Annotated in this window: 15 protein-coding genes; 4 read left to right on the forward strand and 11 right to left on the reverse strand. The window is 72.4% G+C overall.

The window, feature by feature from the left end:
• Positions 1–53: 53 nt before the first annotated feature.
• Positions 54–785 (forward strand): phosphotransferase, encoded by a 732-nt coding sequence (locus ACQEVZ_RS00785; RefSeq protein WP_433359824.1) that lies wholly within the window; start codon positions 54–56, stop codon positions 783–785.
• 76 nt (positions 786–861) lie between these two features.
• Here the strand turns inward: ACQEVZ_RS00785 and ACQEVZ_RS00790 are convergent, their stop codons facing one another.
• On the reverse strand, positions 862–1,791 hold the full coding sequence (locus ACQEVZ_RS00790) for a phosphotransferase family protein (RefSeq protein WP_433359827.1): 930 nt from the start codon (positions 1,789–1,791) through the stop codon (positions 862–864).
• 386 nt (positions 1,792–2,177) lie between these two features.
• Between ACQEVZ_RS00790 and ACQEVZ_RS00795 the strand changes: the two genes are divergently transcribed.
• A complete protein-coding gene (locus tag ACQEVZ_RS00795; RefSeq protein ID WP_433359830.1) occupies positions 2,178–4,052 on the forward strand; it encodes a sensor histidine kinase in 1,875 nt (624 codons plus the stop codon).
• Positions 4,053–4,082: 30 nt separating this feature from the next.
• On the opposite strand, the gene ACQEVZ_RS00800 is transcribed toward ACQEVZ_RS00795, so the two are convergent.
• Positions 4,083–9,416 carry an AAA family ATPase gene (locus tag ACQEVZ_RS00800; protein WP_433359833.1) on the reverse strand — a complete coding sequence of 1,778 codons (5,334 nt, stop codon included), beginning with the start codon at positions 9,414–9,416 and terminating at the stop codon, positions 4,083–4,085.
• 252 nt (positions 9,417–9,668) lie between these two features.
• On the opposite strand from ACQEVZ_RS00800, the gene ACQEVZ_RS00805 reads away from it, so the two are divergent.
• The gene (locus ACQEVZ_RS00805) at positions 9,669–9,938 is read left to right on the forward strand and encodes a metal-sensitive transcriptional regulator (protein WP_433359836.1); all 270 of its coding nucleotides are present in this window, start codon (positions 9,669–9,671) and stop codon (positions 9,936–9,938) included.
• Positions 9,939–9,948: 10 nt separating this feature from the next.
• On the opposite strand, the gene ACQEVZ_RS00810 is transcribed toward ACQEVZ_RS00805, so the two are convergent.
• The 9 genes from ACQEVZ_RS00810 to ACQEVZ_RS00850 all read right to left on the reverse strand — a co-directional run bounded on the left by ACQEVZ_RS00810 (position 9,949) and on the right by ACQEVZ_RS00850 (position 22,354).
• On the reverse strand, positions 9,949–10,725 hold the full coding sequence (locus ACQEVZ_RS00810) for a sulfite exporter TauE/SafE family protein (protein WP_433359839.1): 777 nt from the start codon (positions 10,723–10,725) through the stop codon (positions 9,949–9,951).
• Positions 10,726–10,833: 108 nt separating this feature from the next.
• On the reverse strand, positions 10,834–11,412 hold the full coding sequence (locus ACQEVZ_RS00815) for a rhodanese-like domain-containing protein (protein ID WP_433376555.1): 579 nt from the start codon (positions 11,410–11,412) through the stop codon (positions 10,834–10,836).
• Positions 11,412–12,815, reverse strand: a complete 1,404-nt coding sequence (locus tag ACQEVZ_RS00820) for an MBL fold metallo-hydrolase (protein ID WP_433359842.1) — start codon at positions 12,813–12,815, stop codon at positions 11,412–11,414. The genes ACQEVZ_RS00815 and ACQEVZ_RS00820 overlap by 1 nt, the downstream gene beginning before the upstream one ends.
• A 172-nt stretch (positions 12,816–12,987) precedes the next feature.
• The gene (locus ACQEVZ_RS00825) at positions 12,988–16,986 is read right to left on the reverse strand and encodes an NEW3 domain-containing protein (RefSeq protein WP_433359845.1); all 3,999 of its coding nucleotides are present in this window, start codon (positions 16,984–16,986) and stop codon (positions 12,988–12,990) included.
• On the reverse strand, positions 16,983–17,846 hold the full coding sequence (locus ACQEVZ_RS00830) for a carbohydrate ABC transporter permease (protein ID WP_425552447.1): 864 nt from the start codon (positions 17,844–17,846) through the stop codon (positions 16,983–16,985). The genes ACQEVZ_RS00825 and ACQEVZ_RS00830 overlap by 4 nt, the downstream gene beginning before the upstream one ends.
• 26 nt (positions 17,847–17,872) lie before the next feature.
• Complete coding sequence (locus ACQEVZ_RS00835; RefSeq protein WP_344513843.1) at positions 17,873–18,853, reverse strand: carbohydrate ABC transporter permease; 981 nt, start codon at positions 18,851–18,853, stop codon at positions 17,873–17,875.
• Between the two features lie 18 nt (positions 18,854–18,871).
• Complete coding sequence (locus ACQEVZ_RS00840) at positions 18,872–20,137, reverse strand: ABC transporter substrate-binding protein (RefSeq protein ID WP_433359849.1); 1,266 nt, start codon at positions 20,135–20,137, stop codon at positions 18,872–18,874.
• A 535-nt stretch (positions 20,138–20,672) separates the two neighbouring features.
• A complete protein-coding gene (locus tag ACQEVZ_RS00845) occupies positions 20,673–21,752 on the reverse strand; it encodes a hypothetical protein (RefSeq protein ID WP_433359852.1) in 1,080 nt (359 codons plus the stop codon).
• Between the two features lie 155 nt (positions 21,753–21,907).
• Entirely contained in the window at positions 21,908–22,354 is a 447-nt protein-coding gene (locus ACQEVZ_RS00850) for an anthrone oxygenase family protein (protein ID WP_433359855.1), read from the reverse strand.
• Between the two features lie 90 nt (positions 22,355–22,444).
• Here ACQEVZ_RS00850 and ACQEVZ_RS00855 point away from each other — a divergent pair, with 90 nt between their 5' ends.
• The gene (locus ACQEVZ_RS00855; RefSeq protein WP_433359858.1) at positions 22,445–23,023 is read left to right on the forward strand and encodes a TetR/AcrR family transcriptional regulator; all 579 of its coding nucleotides are present in this window, start codon (positions 22,445–22,447) and stop codon (positions 23,021–23,023) included.
• The last annotated feature ends 27 nt before the right edge of the window (positions 23,024–23,050 follow it).

Consider the following 23,050-nt stretch of genomic DNA (forward strand, 5'->3'; position numbering starts at 1 on the left):
GCCGGTTCCTCGCCGGGGTCCTTCCTGAGGCGCCGGTCTGTAAGGTGTGGCGAATGGGTTGGGAGGCGCTCGGGCAGTGGGGTGACGACGTCGCTCGCATCGAGCGGCTCGCTGGCGGCGTCGCCAACGACGTGTGGAGCGTGCGTGTCGACGGGCAGCTCGCGGTCGGGCGGCTCGGCCGCCGCAGCGACGCCGATCTCGCGTGGGAGACCGAACTGCTCCGGCACCTCGACCGTGAAGGTCTGACCGTGCCGGTGCCGATCCCGACCACGGACGGCCGGTTGTTCGCCGATGGTCTGGTCGTGATGACCTACCTGGAAGGTGGACCGCCCGAGACGCAGGCCGACTGGCGTCGCGTGGCCGAAGCGCTCCGCGAGCTGCACCGGTTGACGCGGGGCTGGCCGCAGCGCCCCGGTTGGCGGTCGTCGACCGACCTCCTGCACGCCGAGACCGGGACGAAGGTCGACCTCGGCGCGATGCCCGTCGAGGGCGTCGCCCGGTGCCGGGCGGCGTGGGCGCGGCTCGCCGGACGTCAGACCTGCGTCGTGCACGGCGACCCCAACCCTCGCAACGTCCGCATGACCGCTGATCAGGTCGCGCTGATCGACTGGGACGAGGCGCACGTCGACGTGCCTGACCTCGACCTCGCGCTGCCCGACAACGCCGCCGGCCTCGACGACGATGCGTACGACATCGCCGCGCAGGCATCGGCCGCATGGGAGGCCGCCGTCTGCTGGGACGACGAGTACTCAATCAAGCGGCTCGCCGAAGTCCGAGCGGTCTGACGCGGCGATCAGGCCCCGGCGTGGCCGGCGCCGACCTGTCGTACCTGCCCCGCGGCGGGACGAACGCCGGCCCCGGTCACGGGCACCTGAGCAGCTCCTGCAGTTGCGGAAGCCGGCCGAACAGGTCGGGGAGGCCACGCACACCGTTGCGCGCGGACCCGTGCGACAGCGCGAGCTCGGGGCCGGTGCTCACCTCGACACCGGCGAGGCAGCGCAGGATGTTCCACCTGATGTGCCCGAGCCAGCCGCCGATCATGAACACGAACCAGCTCGGACCCCACGGCGGCAGCGCTCCGCCTCCCGCGACGTAGCCGTCGAGGACCGAGCGGAAGACGGCGGGCTGGATGGCGTCGAAGCCGGGTCCCTTCGCGATGCTCAGCGCGGTGGAGCCGAGCTCGCCGGCCAGGTCGAGCATCCCCGAGAGCTCCCAGTCGAGCACCACCGGCCGGCCCCCGTGTGAGAGCAGGTTCCACGGTTGGATGTCCCGGTGGGTCAACACGACGGGGCCCGGTCGCTCGCAGGTGTCGACGAAGTGGGCGATCGCGAGGAACGTCTCGACCTGGGAGGCGAGTTCGCCGGCCCAGGGCTGCCGGGTCGCCGTCGCCCGCTCGGCGAGCTCGGGCCAGTCCCGTGCCGTCGGCTCCTCGATCGAGACGTCGGTCCACGCGACGTCGAGCGCGTGGATGCGAGCGAGGATCTCACCGACCTCGAACGCGTACGCCGCCGGCACCGGTGCTTCGGGCACCGTCTCGCCCTCGGCCCACCGGTGGACGAGCGTGTCGTGACCCGCCGAGATCGGCTCCGGCATCGGGATGCCGGCGGCGAACGCCGCCCGCTCGAACCTGAACACGTCCTCGACGCGGTACGCCGTGCGGCGGTCGACGAGGTTCAGCTCCTTCACCGCGAACGACCCCTGGTCGGTGTCGAGCCGGTACATCCGGTTGGCGTAGCCGCCGTGGACACGGATCATCGGACCGATCGGCGCGCCGAGATGTGAAAGATCCACCCCGAGCACTCTAGGACTGGCAGTTCGTCGATGCACCCGCCTTACCGGCCGGTGCATCGGTAGGGGTTGACCGTGCGGCGCACCCGGGGGGGTGGGCTGCGCCGCATGGCCACGTGCTGATTCGCCGAGGGGGGATTGGCGAACCGGTGCAAGCACAATCCAGCTGACTGTACAGCGGCCCTGGATGGTTGACCAGACGGTCACGCCACCTGGGCCAGCGACCGGCACCGCACGCCGGTGGACGGGGTGGTTCAGGGGGTGACCCGCGGCGCCCGGACCGCCACGGGGCCGAGCGTCCGGTGCGTGGCCGCCCTACCATCGAATCGTTGCCTCCGCTCGACCGGTTCCGTCCGATCCACCCACGGGACCGTTGGAGAAGGGGACCCATGATGCAGGCACGCTTGGCGGCGTGGCTGGTACGGCTGGGTCCGCCGCCCCTCGCCGCAGGGATCGCGGTCGGCGTCGGGTTCATCGTCGTGGAGACGCTGTTGGTCTACCCGCTCCGGCACCTCGCCGCCGTGGAGGCCGTGGCCATCGTCTACCTGCCCGGTGTGCTCGTCGTCTCCACCGTGTGGGGCTTGTGGCTGGGCGTGGCGACGTCGATCGTCAGCACGCTCGCGTTCGACTTCTTCTACACCCCGCCGTTCTGGCATTTCGAGACGGAGGACTGGCGGGACTGGCTCGGGCTCTCCGTGTACCTCATGGTGGCCGGGGTCGCCAGCTCGGTGGCGCAGCTGGCCCGCTCGGGGGCGATCGAGACCATCAAGCGGCGCCGGGAGAGCGACGCGGTCGCCGAGCTGACCCGGCTCATCCTCGGCGCCGACGATGTCCGAGCGGTCCTCCCGGCGGCCTCCGCCCGGATCGCGGAGGCCATGCGCCTGCCGTACGCGGCGATCGAGCTCGACACCGTCCCGCCGTACGAGGGCCGGGTGCAGCTGCCGCTGCACCCGGGCGCGCTCGTCGTGTCCGCGGATCTGCCGGAGCGTGTCATGGGGCGCCTGCGCGACAGTGTGGTGCCCGGGCTGGCGACCGTGTTACGGGCCGGCAGGTCGCTGCAGGCGAGCCGGACGGAGCTGCAGGCGCTGCTCACGCAACAGGCGGCGCTGCGGCGGGTGGCGGAGCTCGTGGCCCACGGCGTCGCTCCCGCCAAGCTGGTCGCCGCGGTCGCCGCCGAGGCGGCTGAGCTGTTCAACGCGGACGCCGTCCGGGTGCTGCGCCGGGAAGGCCCCAGCATGGTGAGCGTCGTCGCCGAGTGGAGCAGAAGGCCGGGGGTCCAGGTGCTGCTGGGCCAGCGGCTCGACAGCTCGGGCGGGGTCGCGGACCTGGTGCTGCGCGACGCCCGTCCGGCTCGTCTGGACTCCTACCAGGACAGCAGCGGCCTGGTCGTCGACATCACCCGTTCCGAGGGCTTCCGCGCCTCCGTCGGCGCGCCGATCATCGTCGACGGCCAGGTCTGGGGTGTCCTCATCGGCCACTGGGGCCAGGGCCCACCACCATCCGGCACCGAGCACGAGCTCGCCCAGTTCACCGATCTCGTCGCGACCGCGATCGCCAACACCGAGAGCCGGACGGAGCTCACCGCGTCACGGGTCCGGCTCGTCTTCGCCGCGGACGAGGCCCGCCGCGGCATCGAACGCCAACTCCACGACCACGTGCAGCAGCGGCTCATCTCGCTCGGGCTCGAGTTGCGCATCTCCGAGGCACTGATCCCAGAGGATCTCGGCGAGCTGCGGTCCCGGCTGTCCGACACCACCGCGGGGCTGAACGGCGCCTTCGAGGCCCTCCAGCGGATCGTCCGCGGCATCCACCCGTCGCTGCTCTCCCAGGGCGGGCTCGTCCCCGCGGTCAAGGCGCTCGCTCGCCGCTGCCCGGTCCCGGTGACGGTCCGCGGCGGGCCGCACCGTCGCCTGCCCGACTTCGTCGAGGTCGCCGCCTACCACGTGGTCTCCGAGGCGCTCGCCGACTCGGCCGAGCACGCCGGCACCTCGGCGATCGAGGTCGAGCTCGACATCATCGAGGATTCGGCGACGGACGCGACCATGCAGGGCGAGGTCCTCAGCGTGACCATCCGCGACGACAGTGCCGGCAGCCCCGACCCGGGTCCGGGCCTGGCCGACGTGCGCGACCGCGTCGAGGCACTCGGCGGCACGCTGACGCTGACCAGCCCCGCCAGCCGCGGCACGACCGTCAACGCGCGGCTGCCGATGGGCGGCCGCGACCGTCAGGATTCGGAGGCCGGCTGGTCGTTCGGTGGCACCTGAAGCGACCGGCACCCCGGCACGACCGGCGCGTCACTGACCGGGGTGGCAGTCCGCGGCCGTGAGGGGAATTTCGACGCTGAGACGGGTGCCGGCGCCGCGCGGGCTGTACAGGGTGATGCGGCCGCCGAGCGCCTCGGCGCGGTCTTTGAGGCCGAGCAGGCCGGTGCCGTGGGTGAAGTCGGCGCCGCCGATGCCGTCGTCCTGGACGCTGACACGCAGGGCGGGGTCCGTGGTGACGGTGATGGCGATGCTCGAGGCGTGGGCGTGTTTCGCCGCGTTGGTGAGTGACTCGGCGACGATGTAGTAGGCGCTGACCTCGATGGGTTCCGGGAGCCGTCCCACCGTCTGGAGGTTGAGCTCGACGGGGATCGGTGAGCGGCGGGCGAGTGACCGCAGCGCCGGACGGAGCCCACCGGCGGTGAGGATCGACGGATGGATGCCGTGCGCGGTCTCGCGGAGCTCGTTGGCGGCGGTCGTGGCCGTGGTGACGGCTTGTTCGAGTTGCTGGGCGACCGTGTCGAGGTCGGGTGGGAGCGTCGCCTGGGTCGCGCGCAGCTGCAGGGCGAGCGCGACGAGGCGTTGCTGGGCGCCGTCGTGCAGGTCGCGTTCGATGCGCCGGCGCGTCTGGTCGGCGGTGGCGACGATGCGGGCGCGGGACGTGGTGAGTTCCGTGCGGCTCTCGGCGTTGGCGATCGCGGTCGCCACGAGCTCGGTGAAGTCGGCCAGGCGGCGTTCGGTGTCCTGGGGCAGCCGGTGGCGCCGGGATCCGACGCCGATGGCGCCCCAGAGCGCGCCCTCGACCGCGATCGGGCTGGCGACCGCGCAGCGGCACGGAATGGGAAGGTCCGCCCAGTCGGGCCGGCCCGCGTCGCGGCGGGCCGCCCGGCCGGTGGCCTGGACCGATGCCAGCACCGACTCGGCGTCGAGTTTGGCACGTGCGGCCGGTGATGGGTCTTCGTGCGGGAAGCCGCCCATGGCGGTCGCCTCGCCGTCCGGCTCGAACCGGACGATCGCCGTCCTGTCGGCGCCGAAGAGGGCCGCGACCTCCTCGGCCACCGCGGTGAAGACGGGGCCGGGGCCGACGCCGTGGGCGACGAGGGTGGCGACGCGTCGCAGGGCGGCCTGCTCGTTGGCGATGCGGCGGTGCTCGGCGTAGAGGTGGGCGTTGTCGAGGGACACGGCGAGTTGACCGGCGATGAGCTCGACGGCGTCGAGCCGTTCGGTGGTGAACGCGCCGCGGATGAGGCGGTTCTCCAGCAGGAGCACGGCGCGCAGCGTGCCGCGGCCGACGATCGGCACGGCGAGCAGGGAGCAGCAGGTGATGTCGGTGAAGTACGGGTCGCGGGAGAAGCGGTCGTCGCGGGTGACGTCGTCGACGACGAGCGGGGCAGGTATCCGTTGGGCGTATCGCAGGACGGACAGTGGCGCGAGCTGTTCGTGGCCGGTGCCGGCGACGGGGGTGACGCGCCCGGGCGTAGGCAGGAACCACTCGCCTTGGTCGTCGCTGCGCATGAGGAGACTGACACCGGTGGCGCCGCCTATCGCGCTGAGGACCTTGACCAGGCGGGTGTGGAGCCCGTCGATACTGGTTTCGGAGCTGAGCGCCTGGGAGGCGGACAGGATGCCGAGCAGGTCGATCGTTCCGGTCGTGACGGTGGCGCGGCGGCGGGACAGGTCGGCCGCCGGGCCGACGCTCGGATCAGGTTGGAGCCGCAGTTTCGGGTAGGCCCAGTCCAGTTGGGTGACCTTCGCGGTGGCGCCCCAGTCGAGGTAGTCGTGGCGGGCCTCGACGAGCAGGCCGTAGCCGGCGCGTTCGACGCCGTGGTCGAGGAGAAACCGGGCCGCGCGTTCGGAGATCAGGGCGCGGTGCCATGGGCGCTGCTGCTCGATGACGTGGCGCAGCGCGGCGTCGAAGGCGAGGACGGCGGCGCGGAAGTCACCGACCGCCCAGGCCCGCTCAGCCTCGAGCAGCCGCAGCAGGTGCTGGAAGTTGACCTGCACGTCCCTGGCACGGGCGGCCATCCAGCGCACCTCCTCATCCAGTGCCCGCAGCGGGCCGTCCCGCTCTGCCCCGGCGGCGGCGCGGACCTGCCCGGCGAGCGCCAGCCCGTGCAGCAGGTGGACCAGGGCCGCGGTGTAGACGCCCGGGGACGCCGGCAGCAGCGGCGTCGCCGCCGTGGCGTGCCGGGTCAGGCCGGCCGGATCACCGAAGACGGCGGCGGCGAGCGCGCGGGTCGCGTGCGCGTGGAGCTCGGCCAGCGGGTTGTCGGCGTACCTGTCCGCCGGGAGTGCCCGACCGGCCCTGCTGGACCGGTCGCCGCGCAGCACGCCGGCCAGCCACCGGTAGCTGTCGAGCGTCTCGCGGATGTGCGCGCCGCCGGTCTGCTGCGCGAAGGCCAGCCCGGCGTCCACCTCGGCCAGGCAGGTGTCCAGCGGCGCGCAGTCCAGCAGTGCCCCGCTGACCACGAAGTACGTGTGCAGGGCGTTGGCCAGCTCGCCCCCGGTGATCAGCCCCTCCCGGGCCTGCCGGGCCTCCTCGACGGTGCGTTCGACCGGTTCGGACCAGCAGCCCACCAGGGAGGACAGGAAGCGCACCTGGGAGGTCTCGGGTTCGTAGCCGCGCGCCTCACCCAGTGCCAGGACCCGCCGCATCACCCGCCACCCGGCGGCGTAGTCGCTGAAGGTCGCCATGGCGGTGAAGGCGGTGTGGCTGGCCGGGCCGAGCAGCGGGCGGGCGGGGCCGTGCTCGATCCAGATCCGCAGCGACTCCAGACTCAACCAGTCGAACGTGGCCTGGTCGGCGGCGAAGTAGACCGCCCCCAGGATCGCGCTGATCACCCGGGCCACGGCGAGCAGCGTCGGATCGGTGAGGTCCGGGCGGGCCAGCTCATCGGCGTCTTCGGTGTGCTCCAGCCACCGGTACAGCAGGGTGATCTGGCGGTCGACCTCCTCGGCGAGCCGGTCCGCGGCCGGGACGGCGAGGCCGAGCTCACGCAGCGACTCCAGGCCCAGCGTGATCGCCTCCCGGCTGCGGTTGCGGTGCATCAGGCTGCGCGCCTGCACCACCGTCGCGTCCACCCGGCCCAGGGCCGTGGGACACAGCCCCGCGATCGTGCGGTACTCCTCGTCCGCCTCCTCCAGGCGGCCCACGCTGTACAGGGCGCGGTGGCGTGTGGTGCTGACCTCGACGAGCGTGGTGACGTCGCCGGGATCGACGAGCGGCACCGCGGCGGCCAGCAGCGCGTTGACCAGGATGTAGTCGCCGATCAAGGCCGCCTGGCCGGCGGCTCGCCGCAGCAGGCCCACCACCCGCCTGCGCTCCGCGGCATCCTCGACGGCGTCGATCACCGGCAGGTACTGCTCGGCCGCCGCCGCGAACAACTCCGGCACGCACGCCAGCCGCCGCGCCATGTCCAGCTGCAACGCGCCCCGACGCCCGGGCGCCAGCCCGCGCAGGACCCCGTCGCGGATCCGGTCGTGACGAAACCGCACGCCCTGATGCGCACCGGGCTCCACCACCAGAAGCCCCTCGGCGAGCGCCGGCGCCAGCCGCTGTTCCAGCACGCCCGCCGGTACGCCGGTGGCGGCCTGCAACAGGCTCAGCTCACCCCGCCCGCCGAGGCACGCCATCGCCTCCACCACCCGCCGCGTCGGCCCGGGGACCGCCGCGACACCCGCCGCCGGCAACCCGGCGACCTCCGACCGGCCCAGCCGGGCCCGCACGGCCCCCGGGTCCCACCGCCACCCGGCAGCGGTCGCGGTCAGCGCACCGTCGCGCCGCAGCGAGTTGAGCAGCTCCACCGTCTCGTACGGATTGCCGGACACAAACGGGTCGATCAGCCGCACCAGGCCGGCCGCCTCGGCCCGCGGCACGCGGAGCATGTCCGCGACGATGGCGACCGTGCCGGGGACAGGCAGGTCGACCAGCCGCAGGTGCCGCACCCCCGCCTGGTCCCGCCACCGCGCCAGCGGCGCCGCCAGCGGATGGGCCGCGTCCACCTCACCGTCCCGGTAGGCGGCCACCAGCAACAGGCCCTCGACCGGCTCCTCGCTCAGCATGAGGTCGACCATGCCCAGCGGCGTGCGCCCCGCCCACTGCAGGTCGTCGGCGAACACCACCATCGGCCGCTTGCGCGAGGCGACCGCCCGCAACGCCTCCACCGACGTGCGCTGCACCCGTGTCTGCGCGGTCAGCGGATCGCCCGGATCGGGCGGCACCCCCAGCAGCGCCGCGAACTCCGGCACCACCGCGGCCAGCTGGCCGGCGTTCGACCCCGCCGCGCGCAGAATCCGCTCGCGGACCTCGGCCAGTTCCTCCTCCGGCTCGGCCAGCAACAGCTGACCCAGCCCACGAAACGCCTGATGCAGTGCGTCGAACTCCAGGTCGCGCCGGTACTGGTCGAACTTGCCCCGCACGAACCAGCCGTCGCCGCCGGTCACCACCGGGCGCAGTGCATCGACGAGCGACGTCTTCCCGACCCCCGGCGCGCCGCTGACCAGCACCCCACGGCACCGGCCGGCCAGCGCCTCCTCGAACGCCGCGGCCAGCGTCGCCACCTCCGCGTCGCGTCCCACCAGGCGCGACGGCGGCATCAGCCGCAGCGGCACGTCACGCTCGCCGACCCGCAGCCCGGCCGCCGCCGGGCCGGCGTCGCGCAGCCGCTCCAGGTCGTACACCAGGCCGTCGGCCGTCTGATACCGGTTGCCCGGCTCCTTCTCCAGCAGGTGCATGACGATCTCGGACAACGGCTCCGGCAGGGCCGGGTTCACCCGAGCCGGCGGCACCGGCACCCGCGCGAGATGATCGTGTGTCAGTCGCAGCGGGTCGCCGGAGCCGAACGGCGGCTCGCCCGTCGCCAGCTCGTACAGCGTCGCACCCAACGCGTAGAGGTCGGCCCGCTGATCCACCGGCCAGCCGGTGCGCCCGGTCTGCTCCGGCGCCAGGTACGCCAGCGTCCCCACGATCTCGCTGTGGTGGGTGAACTCCGGCCGGATCTGCGCCAACGACGACGCCAGGGCGAAGTCGACCAGGCACGGCGCACCGTCCCGGCAGACCAGGACGTTCGCCGGCGTGATGTCGCGGTGCAGCACACCCCGGCGGTGCATCCCCGCCACCGCGCGGGCCAGCCCCGTCGCCACCGCGATCAGGTCCGCGACCGCCATGGGCTTCGCCAACGCACTCAGACTCGTGCCGCCGACGTCGGCCATGCTGACCGCCCCCGGACACCATGGCGTATCCGCCACCTGGACGACGCCCCGGACACCGCGCAGGCGCTCGAGGATCGCCACCTCGTGCTGCACCCGCCGCGCCGCACCCGGCCCCAGCGGCTCCTTGCGGATGACGACGCGCCCACCGACCGACACCCGACTGATCCGCGTGCGCTCACTCTCGTGGAGGACGTGGTCAGGTGGAAGCCTGCCCGGCAGCACTTCGCCTGCTCCCATCCGACACCTCCGCGGACGGTCTGATCCCCACCTCTACCGTACTGATGCCCACTTTCCGGGCGAGGGGACGCCCACACCCTGGGCCGCGACGCGATCTGCGGTGACCGCCGACACGCCGCACGGTGTACCCCAGGGGGTATCCTGAACGGCAAAGCGTGGTGAGGAGCGGGCATGCAGATCGACCAGGACGCCCTCGGCGACGTCATCAAGCGGCTGCGGCGCGCCGAGGGCCAGGTCCGCGGCGTCATCGCGATGATCGAGGACGGCCGGGACTGCGCGGAGGTGGTCACCCAGCTCGCGGCCGTGTCGCGGGCGCTCGACCGGGCCGGCTTCAAAATCATCGCCACCGGGCTGCGGCAGTGTGTCACCGCGGAGGCGGACGACCGGGAGCCGGCGATCGACGTCGCCCAGCTGGAGAAGCTGTTCCTGTCCCTGGCCTGACGACGCGACCTCAGCCGGCGGCCGGGTGGAGCAGGGTCTGGGTCACCACGAACGCCGCGATGACGAAGACGAGGTAGGCGAACCAGCGGCGCAGCCGGTCGGCGGGCAGCCGGGTGGCGACGCGGGCGGCGGCCAGCGAGCCGACGATCGCCGCGGCGGTGAAACCAGCCGCGATCCTGTAGTCGATGGTGGTGTCGCCGGCGTGCGCGACGAACCCAGCCACCGAGTTGATCACGATGATGACCAGGGACGTGCCGACCGCCGCGGTCATCGGCAGGCCGAGCAGCAGGACGAGGGCGGGGATGATGAGGAACCCGCCGCCGACGCCGAACAGGCCGGTGAGGAACCCGACGGCGACGCCGGCACCGACGGACTTGGGCAGGCAGCCGCGCCAGTTCACCCCGCCGCTGGGCAGGGCGCAGTCCCCGCCCTCGCCGCCCTGCCGGCGCAGCATCCGTATCCCGGCGGCGACCATCATGACCGCGAACCCGATCAGCACGATCCGAGGGTCGAGCAGCCGGTTGACCGCAGCGCCTGCGAACGTCGACACCGCGCCGGCGGCGCCGAACACGGCGGCGATGCGCCGGCGCACCTGTCCGGCACGCAGCCGGGGCAGCACGGCGGCGGCCGAGGAGAGCCCGACCACGAGCAGGGAGGTCGGCACCGCCGCGCGCAGCGGCAGTCCGACGCCGTAGACGAGGGCCGGCACGGCCAGGATCGAGCCGCCGCCGCCGAGCAGGCCGAGCAGGATGCCGATCACGGCGCCCAGGCCGAGTGCCGCGATCATCGTGAGCTCCTCTCTGCGGGATCGGCAGGTCGCCGGCGGCGCCTCGCGGGGTGTGCCCGCCGCTCTCGCCGGTACGGCCGGCCGCGGCGGTGGCCGCTCTCGTGGCGGTCACGGCCGGTCGGCGGCCAACGACCTGATGACGCTGTCCAGGTCGGTGCGAGGGCCTCGGTTGTAGGGCAGCTTGGCCAGCAGCATCCCCATCACGCAGGTGCCCGACAGCGCGGCGACGGTCAGCCCGGCGCCGACGAGACCGGCGATCCACTTCACCGGCGCCGCCACCACGCTGAGCAGGACCGCGACGAGCACGATCGAGCCGGCGACCAGCCGGACCTGGCGTTCGAGGTCCCATCGGGCCCGGCCGCGGCGAACCGGCCCGCCGGAGGCCTGCCAGGCGGTCATCCCGCCGTCGAGCACACGCAGGTTGGGCAGCCCGGCCGCGGCGAGGGCCTGTTCGGCCTGGCCGGCCCGCTGTCCGGAACGGCAGACCAGCACGACCTGTTCGTCGAGGTGGGCGAGCAGTTCGTCGCGGTGCTCGCGGAGCAGGTCGAGGGGGACGTTGTAGGAGCCGGGGATGTGGGCGGTCTCGAACTCGCCCGGGGTGCGCACGTCGATGAGGCGGGGCGTGCCGCCGGATTCCACGAGGTGGCGCAGGTCGTCGACGGGCAGGGTGGAGGTGCTGGCCACGATCAGATGTCTTCCTTGTCGGTGGTGACGGTGGGCAGGCCTGCCGCGGCGGCCTGCGCGTAGGCGTCGTCGATGTGCACGACGCGGCGGCCGGCGCGGACCAGCAGGCTGGTCGCTGCCGCCGCCCGGTAGCCGGAGCCGCAGTGCACCCAGATCACCCCGTCAGGCACGGCGTCGAGGCGGTGCGGCAGGTCGGGCAGCGGGATGTGCGCCGCGCCGTCGATGTGGCCGGCGCGCCACTCGTTGCTCATACGCACGTCGAGCACGACGTCGGGAGCGGGCAGTCCGTGCGGGGGACGGCCGTCGCGGGCGGCGGCCAGGTCGGCGAAGGTGGCGGTGGTCAGCTCGCCCAGCCGCGAGGCGTCGCCGCCGGCCAGCTGCCGCGGGGTGCCGGTGGCCGCGGCGGCGGGGCGGTCGATGCCGATCCGGGCCAGTTCCCGCTGTGCGGCGGCGACCTGCTCCGGTGACTCCCCGAGCAGGGTGATCGGGGCGCCCCAAGGGGCCAGCCAGCCCAGCCAGGTGGACATCGGCCCGTCCAGGCCGAAGCTCAGCGTGCCGGTCAGGTGCTGGCGGGCGAACGCCTTGCGCGAGCGCAGGTCCACCACCCACTCCCCCGCGGCGATCCGGGCACGCAGCTCGTCGGCGCTCGCGGGCCGTACGGGGGTCAGGTCGATCGCGTCGGCGCCGTCGGCGTTGCGGGCGCCCATGTGGGCGTAGTACGTGGGGTAGGCGTCCAGCCCGGCAAGGGTCGTGGTGACGAAGTCGTCGGCCTCCAGCCGCAGCACCGGGTTGGCGGACCGCTCCCTGCCGATGGTGGACTCCGACGCGTCGGACTGGGTGGCCGAGCAGAAGCTGCCGAACCCGTGCGTGGGCCACACCTGCGCACCGTCGGGCAGCAGGTCGGCCAGCCGGCGGGCGGAGGCGTGCTGATGCCGGGCCAGGGTGTGGGCGTGCTCCTTGCCGAGCAGGTCGGTCCGGCCGGTGGTACCGAACAGCAACGATCCGCCGGTGAACACCCCGACGGGTCCGGTCGGGCCGTGCAGCACGTACGACAGGTGGTGGAACGTGTGTCCCGGCGTTGCCACCACGGCCAGCCGCAACCGCCCGGACACGGTGATCTCGTCGCCGTCGGTAACCGCCACCCGGTGGAAGGCCACCGCGTCGGCCGCCGCCACCAGGTACGCCGCGCCGGTCACCTTCGCCAGAGCCAGCCCGCCGGAGACGTAGTCGTTGTGCAGATGGGTCTCCACGACGTGCGTGATGCGCACGCCGAGCCGGCCGGCCAGCGCCAGGACGCGGTCGATGTCGCGCTGCGGGTCGACCACCACCGCGACCTGGCCGTCGTGGGCCAGGTAGCTGCGGTCACCCAGGGACGAGGTCGCCACGACCTCGACATCGATCGTCATCGCGTGTGTCACCTTTCGTCGGTCACCGGAACTCCTCAACGATACCCCGGGGGGTATACGCGGAACACACGTCGGCCTTGGTCTCAATATACCCCCGGGGGTATCAAGTGACGTGTGGAGATCACCTCGAAGGTCGACGTGAACAACAGACCGGCGAACACGACCGCCGGGATCAGGGGGCGGCGCGGACGACGATGCGGACGGGTTCGCTGTAGGCGATCCGGCCGTAGGCGCTGAACTTGGGCTGGGCCCAGAACTCCCCGGGTGGCGTCCCGACCGGGACGGTGACCGGGAACTCAACGCTCAGCGTGGACCCGGGCGCGACGGTGAAGCCCTGGATCGGCTCGCCCGTCAGCGGCCAGATGTAGTGCGGGGTGATGAGCTGGGCGTGTCCCCGCAGCGGCGTACGCAGGTCGTGGCTCACCCGCACGCGGACGTGACCGCGTGCCCCGGGGGCCAGGGTGAGCTCCGTGACGTCGGCGCTCGCGTGCAGCAACGGTCCCGGCGTGGGCCGGCCGACGGGCACGACGAGGGTGTCCTGGAGCTGCTGGCCCTGGTGGGTGATGCTCGCCGCGACCGCATACCAGCCGGGCTCGGCGTCGTCGGGAGCCGTGACGGTGACAGGCACGCTGACGTGGCCATCCGCGGCGACGGTCACGGACCTCGACCGGGGGGTGGCGGTCCACCCCTCCGGCGCCTCGACGAGCAGGTCCCCGCCGTAGCCGGCGTCGGTGTCGTCGCAGACGATCTGCGCGCACATCCGCACGCCGTCCCCTGGCCGGTCGTCCGGCCGGAGGGTGAGCGTGACCGGCAGGTTCCCCATGGGGGCGGGGCCGCAGTTGTGCAGCCAGTAGCGGGTGAACACGGGCTGCACCGGTTCGGTGGCCGCCGCGAGCGGCGTCCCGCCCCGTTCGGCGCGAGCCGGTGACAGGGCCAGCGACGTGATCCGGTACCCCTCGACGTCCAGCCGCACCTGCCGGCCGTCGTGCTCAACGGGCGCGCCGGGGCGGTCGAGCAGGTCGGCGGTCGCGGCCGCGGCGATACCGGCGGCGAGGCGGATCGCGACGCTGCCGGACCGGCCGTGCGGCTCGTAGCCGCGGACGATCAGGCTGCCGCACGGGTCGGCGGGCACCGCGGAGCCGGTGGCGAGCGGCTCGCCCCGCGGTTTGACCGCGGTGACGACGAAGTCCCCGGCGGGCTCGACGCTCAACAGGGATCCGGTGGCCGGCAGCGCTCCGTCGCCGGCCGGTGCGGCGGTCGCGGCGAGCGGATGGTTGACGGACTCGCCGGCGGCGACGAACCCTGCGGCACGCCATCCGCCGGCGCCGCTCACCAGGTGGTACTCGAAGCGCCGGCTGGTGAGGTGCTGGAAGCTGCGCCCGCCCGGCGCGTTGAGGTCCGGGAAGTTGATCGCGGTTCCGGTGGGCCAGCCGGTGCTCGCGCGGGTCAGCGACATGTTCAGCGTGCCGTCGGGCTCGACCGCGAAGCCGGGGGTGCCGCGGTTGAGCAGCGCGACGGCGTAGTCCTCGACGGCCGTCTCGCCGTGGTGCAGCTCGGACGGCTGCGTCACGTGCACGTTCGCGTCGCCGAGGTCGTCGAGGAGCCCGGCGATTGCCTTCCGTTCGGCGTCCGCGTCGGTGCCGGCGACCAGCAGGACGGGCAGGTCCCGGATCGCGCGCACGTCGGCGCCGGGCCGCCAGATCTCACCGAGCGGCCGCTCGGCCGGGATCCACAGGCGGGCCGTGCCGGTGGCCGCGAGCTGGGCGGCCAGTTCGGCGGCGTACGGCGCCGGTGCCCGGTCGAGAAGCTCGGCGACGAACCCGTTGCGCTGCGGGGTGCCGACCGCCACGCGGCAGTCGGGGAGGTTGGAGTCGGTGTCCAGCGCGCCGTACCGGTTTCCCGTCGCTCCCGTCACGGTGGCGGTGACCCCCGCCCGGGCCAGCGCGACGGCGAGCCGCCGGGTCGACGGCAGGCCCTCGTCGCCGTCGGGGACGACGAGCTCGGCGATGGACACCGCACGCGAGCGCTCGGGGCGCTCCTGTGGAGCGTGCAGTCGTACAGTCAACGCCGCGCCGAGGCCGAACCACTGGTGCGCGGTGTTGTCCAGGGTCCGGGGGTGCTCCGCCGCGTCGGCGTCGAGCAGGGCGTAGCCGCGGCCGATGACGGCGGCGGCGGTCTCGCTGACGGGCATGCCGCCGGGGACGTCGCAAGGTACGCGCACCCGCAGGAGCCGGTCGGTGGCGGCGAACCCGTCGATGTTCGTGGCGAAGTCGATGCGGTCGATGCCGTGCCACAGGGTCGTCTGCTGCGTGTAGCGGCATCCGTCGACCTCCGCGGTGGCCGTGATGCGCTCGCCGATCGGGCAGCGTTCGACGGTGACGGTCGCCGCGGTGTCCGTGCTGCGCCAGGCGACGGCGTGCGGGAGCAGGTGCCACGGGCCTTCGCCGAACTCGGGGTGGTCGCGGTGCTCGGCGACGCAGACCAGCTCGTTGCCCACCCGGCCCGGCGGGAGGAGGTCCCGGCCGGCGGCGAGGTCGGTGATCTCGGTCAGGGCGCCGCCCCGCGCTGGATCCGCACGGACCCGGTAGCGGTCGTTGGCGATGCCGGTCGCGTCGGCGAGTTGCGAGACGACGTGCCACGCGGACGCCGACGGTTCCGTGGTGCCGGGCAGCACGCGGTAGGTGCGGTAGCCCATCGACGGCACGTCGCGTGCGACCCACCGCAGCACCGCCCGGCCCGGCCGGCCGTCGGCGGCGGGTGTGAGGGCCTCGGTGAGGTACGGGACCGGGACCCCGCCGTCGTCGGTGAGCGTGACGCCCGCGGCCGGGTCGAGGTCGATCTCCAGGCCGACGGTGTCCGTCCGGGGGTGCGCGAGGGGGTTGAACACGACGACGGCCGTGCCCTCCCCGCGGGTGTCGACGTGCCGGGTCAGGTGCCGGCGGGCCGACCGGTCCACGCCGGCGGCCAGGTCGTGCGCCTCGCGCCAGCCGGCGACCAGGTCGAGGTAGACCTGGTCGGACTGGGTGCCGGTGACCGCGTCGTGGTGCGCGCCGAACAGCAGCAGCCGCCACGCCTTGTCGACGGCCGCGGCGGGGTAGGCGGCGCCGTGCAGCGTGGCGAACGTGGCCCATTTCTCGGCATCCAGCAGGAGCGTCTCCACCAGGCGGTGGGCCTGCTTGGTGTCGATCGCGGTGACGTCCTTGCCGGTGTAGATCGGGTTCATGTCGCGGGTCTGTGGCGTGGCGTGCACGCCGCGCGCGGCGAGCTCGTCCCGCACGGCGGTGAAGAAGTCGCGTGGCAGGCCGTACCGCAGCCGCACCTGCGGAAACCGCTGCTCCCAGGCGGCGTGCAGGTCGGTGACCCAGCGCATGGGAGGGCTGAAGTCGCTGCCGAGCGGGATCATGACGTTGCGGGTCGCGGCGGCCGGACTCAGCTGGGTGAACAGCTCGTGCAGCTCCCCCGCCGCAGTCTGCGGGTCCTGGGCGGCGTCGAGGCTGAAGCCGGCCGAGTAGTGGCCGGCCATGTAGTGGGTGAGCAGGCCGTCCCCGCCGGGCGACACCCACTCGAACTCGGTGGGGAACTGGACCGGCGCGAACGGCTTGCGGTGCTCGCGGATGTTCCAGCTGGTCAGCATCGGCCCCCACTGGTGGTAGGGGCCGCGGGCGAACGCGATCGAGGTCAGCCCCGCGCCGGCCATCACCTGCGCGAACTGCGGATCGTGGCCGAAGACGTCCAGCTGCCACGCCGTGGCCGGGACGCCCCCGACGACGTGCCGCTGGAACCCGGTGCCGTGCACGGCGTTGCGGATCGTCGTCTCGATGCCGGTGAGGTTGGTGTTGGGTTCGTTGTAGGTGCCGCCGACCAGCTCCAGGCGGCCGTCGGCGATCAGTCGCCGGATGAGCTCCCGGTCCTCGGGAAAGGTGTCCCAATACGGCTTGAGGTAGTCGACCTCGGCAAGGATCACGCTGTACCGCGGATCCTCCTGGACCTTCGCCAGGTGCGCCTTGACGAGGCTGAACGCGCTGTGCCCGGGCCAGGCGTAGCGCGCCTGGCCCTCGTCGGCGGCCTGTTGATCCTGCGGTTCGTCCCACGTCTGGGTGTACGCGGACTGGGTGTTCCACCACACCGGGTCGTAGTGGAAGTGCGGGATGAGCCAGACCGTCCAGGTCACGCCTTCACCGCACCCTGCATGATCCCGCCGATGATCTGCTTGCCGAGGAAGAGGAACACCAGCAGCACGGGCGCCGTGCTGATCAGGGTCCCGGCGAGCACGAGCGAGTAGTCCATGTAGTAGCCACCGGCCAGTGTGGACAGTGCGACCTGGGCGGTCGGGTTGCTCTGGCCCAGGGCCAGCAGCGGCCAGAAGAAGTCGTTCCAGGCGTTCATGAAGGTGAACAGCGCGAGCACCGCGGCGACGGGCCGCGCCGCCGGCAGCACGACGTGCCAGTACAGCCGGTGCGTCGAGCATCCGTCCATCCGGCCGGCCTCCAGCAGCGCGTCGGGCAGCGCGTCGGAGAGGTACTGGCGCATCAGGAAGACGCCGAACGCGGAGGTGGCCGCCGGGACGATGACCGCCTGCAGGTGCCCGGTCCAGCCCAGCCACTGCGACATCATGATGTACAGCGGGATGATGCCCAGCTGGACCGGCACCATCATCGTCACGAGCAGGAACCCGAGCAGGGCGTTGCGGCCGCGGAACTTGAGCTTCGCGAACGCGAAACCGGCCAGCGTGCTGGTGAGCACGACGCTGACCGTGACCACGGTCGCGACGATGATCGAGTTGAGCAGTGCGAGGCTGAAGTTCGCCTGGGTGTACGCCCGCTGCAGGTTCTCCCACAGGTGGCTGCCGGGCAGCAGCCGGGGTGGCCAGCTCCCCGCCACGGAGTTGTCGTTGGATGCCGCGACCACCGACCAGTACAGGGGGAACGCCGACACCGCGGCGATGAGCCCCAGCAGCAGGTAGGTCCTCTTTCCGGCGCGGCGCTGGGCCGGCGCCGCGGTCCGCCCGCGGACCCGGCGGCCGCCGGTCATGGCACGGGAAACCGGGATCAGGGTCGTCATGAGGAGCTCCGAATACGTCGGGACAGCAGGTAGTTCACGCCGACCGCCAGCACGATGATCATGAACATGGCCCAGGAGACCGTGGCGGCGTAGGAGTACTTGCCATGGGTCCAGAACTGCTCGTACACGTACATGGCGAGGGTCTGGAACTGGCGGGAGTCGCCGCCGGTCGGGCTCATGCCCGGGTTGAACATCAGTGGTTCGGTGAACAGCTGGATCGTGCCGATGGTCGACATGATCACGCTGAAGATGATGGTCGGGCGCAGCGCCGGGACGGTGATGGTCCGGAACTTCCGGAACTGGCCGGCGCCGTCAAGGTCGGCCGCCTCGTAGAGGTCGTCCGACACGGCCTGCAACGCGGCGAGGTAGATCAGGGCGTTGTAGCCGGTCCAGCGCCAGGTCAGGATGACTGCCAGCGCCACCCACGACTGCCAGGTGCCCGCCTGCCAGTCGACCTTGCCCAGGCCGACCAGGCTGAGCACCCAGTTGATCAGGCCGACGTCCCGCCCGAACAGCTGGGCGAAGATCACGCCGACGGCGGCCACCGAGGTGATGTTGGGCAGCAGCACGCCCATCCGCAGCAGGGTGCGGCCTCGCATCTTGCGTTGCAGCAGGTGGGCGATCCACATCGCGAGCAGCAGCTGCGGCACGGTGCCCAGCAGGCCGATCACGGCGGTGTTGCGCAGCGCGTTCCAGAAGAAGTCGTCGTGGATGAGCCGCACGAAGTTGCCCAACCCGACGAACGTGTCGTCACTGCCGGGGATGTCCCGGTTCCACTGGGTGACGGCCATCCAGCCCGTGTAGAGCAGCGGGAACAGCCCGAACGCCGCGAACACCACGAAGAACGGTGCGATATAGAGGTACGGGGTGCCGCTCACGTCGAACTTGCGGCGCAGGCTCGGCCACCGCTCGACCTTCTCCGGCGGCGCGGCCTCCGGTCGCTCGGGCAGCACCGGTGGGGGTGCGATCACTGCCATCAGGCTCGTCGTTCCTTTCTACGGCTCGGTGGCATTCGCGACGTCCTTGAGGACCTGGCGCCACGACTGTTCGGGTCGCTGCTTGCCCTTGTCGACCCGGTTGATCCCGAGGCCGATCAGCGGGCCGATGTCGCCGTCCTTGGGGCCCTGGTACTGGGGCCGCAGGGTGCTCGCCGACTCGGCGAAGATCCGGCCGGTGGGCGCGTCGTTGAAGAACGCGTTGGTGTTGCCGAGCACGGCCGGGTCGTCGTAGAGCGCGGCCTGGCTGGGCAGGTGGCCCTGGGTGCGGAAGATCCAGCTCGCCTGCTCCGGGGCGGTCAGGAATCTGGCGAGCTCCGCGGCTTCCTTGCGGTGCTTGCTCTGCTTCGGCACGGTCAGGAACGAGCCACCCCAGTTGCCGCTGCCGCCGGGGATCTTGGCGATGTCCCACTTGCCGCTGGTCTGCGGCGCGTTCTGCTTGATGGTGTCGGTCATCCACGCCGGGCAGGCCACGGTGGCGAACGATCCCCGCTGGAACCCGGCGTTCCACTGCTGGCTGAACGTCGCCAGCTTCGCCGACTGGCCCGCCTGCACGGCCTCGACCGCAAGGTCGAACGCCTTCTTGACGGCCGGATTGTCCGACACCACCACCTCGTTGTCGGCGTTGGTGTAGCCGACCGGCGCCTGGTTGATGATGGCGTTGAAGACGTTGGAACCGGAGTCGAACCAGGCGACGCCGTCGGGCGCGTCGGCCTTGAACCGTTTGCCGGTCGCGATGTACGACTGCCAGTCCGGCCACAGCGCGGCCACCTCGTCGCGGTCGGTCGGCAGGCCGGCCTGCGCGAACAGGTCCCGGCGGTAGCACATCGCCAGGCCGCCGACGTCCGCTCCCAGCCCCATCAGGCTGCCGTCGGGGCCGGTCGCCTGCTGCGCCTTCCACGCCAGCCACTGGCCCGGGTCGGCGCCGTAGTCGCGGAAGTCGACGAACTTGTCGGACATGACCTTGAACTGCGAGATGTAGCCGCCGTCGATGGCCTCGACGTCGCCGGTTCCCGATCCGCCCAGCAGGTGCGCCTGCAGGTTCTTGTGGTGGTCGTCGTACGAGACCACGTGCTCGACGATCTTGACGCCGGGATGGCTCTGCTCGTACTTGGTGTACAGGTCGCGGTAGCCCATGTCGCCGAAGATCTCGACCACGAGCTCCGTCTGGCCCGGCTTGACTGAACCGCACGCGCCGACCGAGGCGACGAGCGCCAAGCAGCCCAGCATCAGCGCGGTCAACGCTGCGGGCCTGCGGGTACGCATCGGATCTCCTTCAGGTGTTCGGACTGCTGGCAGGATCGGATGCGAGGAACGCAGCGCGCGGTAGCGCCACACGACGAGTGCGTCATCGAATCCGGGATCGGCCGAGGGCCGTCGCCGGCCCGGTCGACCCGGGCACGGGCGCGAGGCCGCGGCGGAGGCGCTAGCAGGACGACGGCTTCGTGCAATGCGGTCAAAGCGCAGTGCACCCGGCCTCGCGGCGGCGGTCGACGCCGGCCGCAGCGAACTTCGCGGGAGCGGCACCAACTGCCGGAAACCCTAGCCCGCTCGCTTTACGCGTGTAAAGACCGAATTAAGGAAAACTTTAGCTTTGTCCGCTTCGCAACTATTGCGCATTCAAGTTCGAGCACCGTCAAGAAACCGCCCGGACACTGGACCGCGTACGGCTACTCGGCCGCCAGGAGGTTCGCAAACGGCCGTCCGGCCGGCCCGGAATGACACCTGGCACCGTGTCATGACCGCGTTGCAGACGGCGGCCGAGGTGGACGTCGAGCCGGACGATCACGCCCTCGGCAGGTCACGAAGGAACGGTGTAGCCGTCCGCCGGTGCCGGGTCGTCCGCGGGCCGTGGATCGACCGCTGTCCAGGACTGCGAACTCTGATACAAGGGGCGGCTGGCCGGTCGCAGGAACCGCTCGCTGCGCGGGTCGGCCAGCCCGGCGAACCCGCCGAGGGTCGCCGCGATGCCGGCCACGACGGTCACGAGCATCAGGGTGCCGGTCAGCTTGAGGTCGCTGTCGATGAAGTCGAGGCGCAGGCCGGTGGCGGTGGTGCGGGTGGCCCAATACAGGGACAACACCTGCAGGAGCAGCAGCAGTACCCCGGCGATCCGGGCGATGTGCGCCCCGCTCGGCCAGCCGCGCCCGGCGACCCACGCCGCGAAGCACGCGCCGGCGGCCGCGACAGCGATCGCGCCGGTGCCGGCCAGGAAGATGAGACCGGCAACGCTGGTGAGGTCCGCCAGGTCGCCGTCCACGAGGTCGTCGATGTTGATGTAGACGGGCCCGGCAAGACTGAGCACGCCGCCCACCGCGAACCGCGCCACGGCCGCCCGCAACGGTGCCGGCGGTCCGGTCCGGCCCGCCTGCGCGATGCCGGCCTGGTCGACGCCGTCGGCCACGAACGCCTGGCGGGCGGCCGGGACGCCGAGGCTGACCGTCGCCCCGGCCAGCGCGATCATGGCCACCAGCACGCCGAGCACACCGGCCCACGCCGGTAGGCCGATTCGCACTTCGAAGTCCCAGATGGCCAACAGGCGCCCGCGATTGGCGTACTGCACCAGGGTCACGAGGGACCCGACGCCGCACAGCCACACGAGCGCGGCGCGCCCGGCGTCACGGCCCGCCAGCACCAGCCCCGCGCTCACGAGCAGCCCCGCCACCAGCAGGGTCGCCGGCAGCATGGCCTCGAACACGGCGGCGGTGAGCAGGTCCTCGAGCACGTCGGCGGGGAGGTCGGCGCCGATGTCCCGGGCCAAGACCACGTGGGTGTCCCGGACTCCGACGTAGGTGCCGTAGAGCAGGACCGCCAGGCCGAGGACGGCGAGCCCCACCGCGGTCAGCCCGAGGGCGACCGGGGTGCGCGATGTCTGGGACATCCGCGCACGGTACAACCCGCGAGGGTGCGGCCGCCGCCTGCGGTGATCAGCGCCGCGCGGGCCGTCAAACGGTGGGATCCGGTCAGGCCGCGCGGATCGCGGCCTGACCGAGGGGCGTTGCCGGGATCGCAGTCGTGGGACCGGGGGCGGCGGCATCAGGCGAGGGCGACGACCAGCAGGGTGAAGGCGGCGATGATGACGGCGACGCGGACGTAGTGGTAGCGGTTCCACCTCTGCAGCTGCTGCTTCCAGTCGGCGGGCCGGTTCTCGGGGGTCCAGGTCTTGTTCCGGTTGTTGATCGGGACGAGCAGCAGGATCGACATGACCACGCTGACGATCAGAAGGCCTGCGGCGGTGACGACGAGTCCGGCGCCGTGGTCCTGCCACCGGGCCACGGCCCAGACGGCACTGAGCAGGACCGAGCCGATGTACCAGAACGGCATCAGGGCGCCGAGCATCCGGCCGCCGTGGGCGTGGCCGAGCTGGCCGGCGTCCCCGGGAAGTGCGTCCAGAATCCGGCTCATGATGAAGGCGACGGAGAACTCCACCCCCACCATCAGCCCGACGATGACGACGGTGACGACCGTAAGTGCGTTGAGCATGACTGACCCTCCGAAATCTAGCACTGCTAGCTGACGAAGCAACGCTAGCAATGCCACTGCTCGATTGTCTAGCAGTGCTAGGATCGGGTCATGTCGACGCAGGAACGCAAACAGCGCGAGCAGGCGGTCCGCGAGCGCCTCATCGTGGCGACCGCCCGCGAACTCGCCGAGCAGCAGGGCTGGGACGCGGTCACCACCCGCCGGCTCGCCGAGCGCATCGAATACAGCCAGCCCGTGCTGTACAGCCACTTCCGCGGCAAACGGGAGATCATCGGCGCCGTCGCCCTGCAAGGCGCCACCGAGATGGCCGCGGCGATGCGGGCCGCGACCTCCGCCGAGAACGATCCGCGCGCCCGGGTCACCGCCCTGGCCCGCGCCTACCTCGACTTCGCCGCGCACCATCCCGCGGTCTACGACGCCCTGTTCCAGCTCGACGGCGGCCTGACGTACGCGCAGGAGGACACCCCCGAGCCGCTGAAGGACGCCTTCGCCGCGCTGATGGAGAGCCTGAGCGAGGTCGCCGGGGACGGCGTCGACCCAGGGCTGTTCACCGAGGTGTTCTGGGCGTCCCTGCACGGCCTGGCGACCCTGACCCGCGCGGGCCGCCTGCTACCCGAGTACGCCGAGCTGAGGGTGCAGCTGCTGGTGGACCGGCTCGCCGTGGCCTGACACACCGTCGGCGGCCGGCGCGACGAG

This window comes from Dactylosporangium sp. CA-152071 (assembly GCF_050936335.1).
Taxonomy (GTDB): Bacteria; Actinomycetota; Actinomycetes; order Mycobacteriales; family Micromonosporaceae; genus Dactylosporangium; species Dactylosporangium maewongense.

Coding starts and splice junctions, on each gene's coding strand:
- ACQEVZ_RS00820 (WP_433359842.1), bottom strand. CDS start 12,815: ATGACGATCGATGTCGAGGTCGTGGCGACCTCGTCCCTGGGTGACCGC.
- ACQEVZ_RS00830 (WP_425552447.1), bottom strand. CDS start 17,846: ATGACCGGCGGCCGCCGGGTCCGCGGGCGGACCGCGGCGCCGGCCCAG.
- ACQEVZ_RS00845 (WP_433359852.1), bottom strand. CDS start 21,752: ATGTCCCAGACATCGCGCACCCCGGTCGCCCTCGGGCTGACCGCGGTG.
- ACQEVZ_RS00855 (WP_433359858.1), top strand. CDS start 22,445: ATGTCGACGCAGGAACGCAAACAGCGCGAGCAGGCGGTCCGCGAGCGC.
- ACQEVZ_RS00810 (WP_433359839.1), bottom strand. CDS start 10,725: ATGATCGCGGCACTCGGCCTGGGCGCCGTGATCGGCATCCTGCTCGGC.
- ACQEVZ_RS00805 (WP_433359836.1), top strand. CDS start 9,669: ATGCAGATCGACCAGGACGCCCTCGGCGACGTCATCAAGCGGCTGCGG.
- ACQEVZ_RS00785 (WP_433359824.1), top strand. CDS start 54: ATGGGTTGGGAGGCGCTCGGGCAGTGGGGTGACGACGTCGCTCGCATC.
- ACQEVZ_RS00850 (WP_433359855.1), bottom strand. CDS start 22,354: ATGCTCAACGCACTTACGGTCGTCACCGTCGTCATCGTCGGGCTGATG.
- ACQEVZ_RS00795 (WP_433359830.1), top strand. CDS start 2,178: ATGATGCAGGCACGCTTGGCGGCGTGGCTGGTACGGCTGGGTCCGCCG.
- ACQEVZ_RS00835 (WP_344513843.1), bottom strand. CDS start 18,853: ATGGCAGTGATCGCACCCCCACCGGTGCTGCCCGAGCGACCGGAGGCC.
- ACQEVZ_RS00840 (WP_433359849.1), bottom strand. CDS start 20,137: ATGCGTACCCGCAGGCCCGCAGCGTTGACCGCGCTGATGCTGGGCTGC.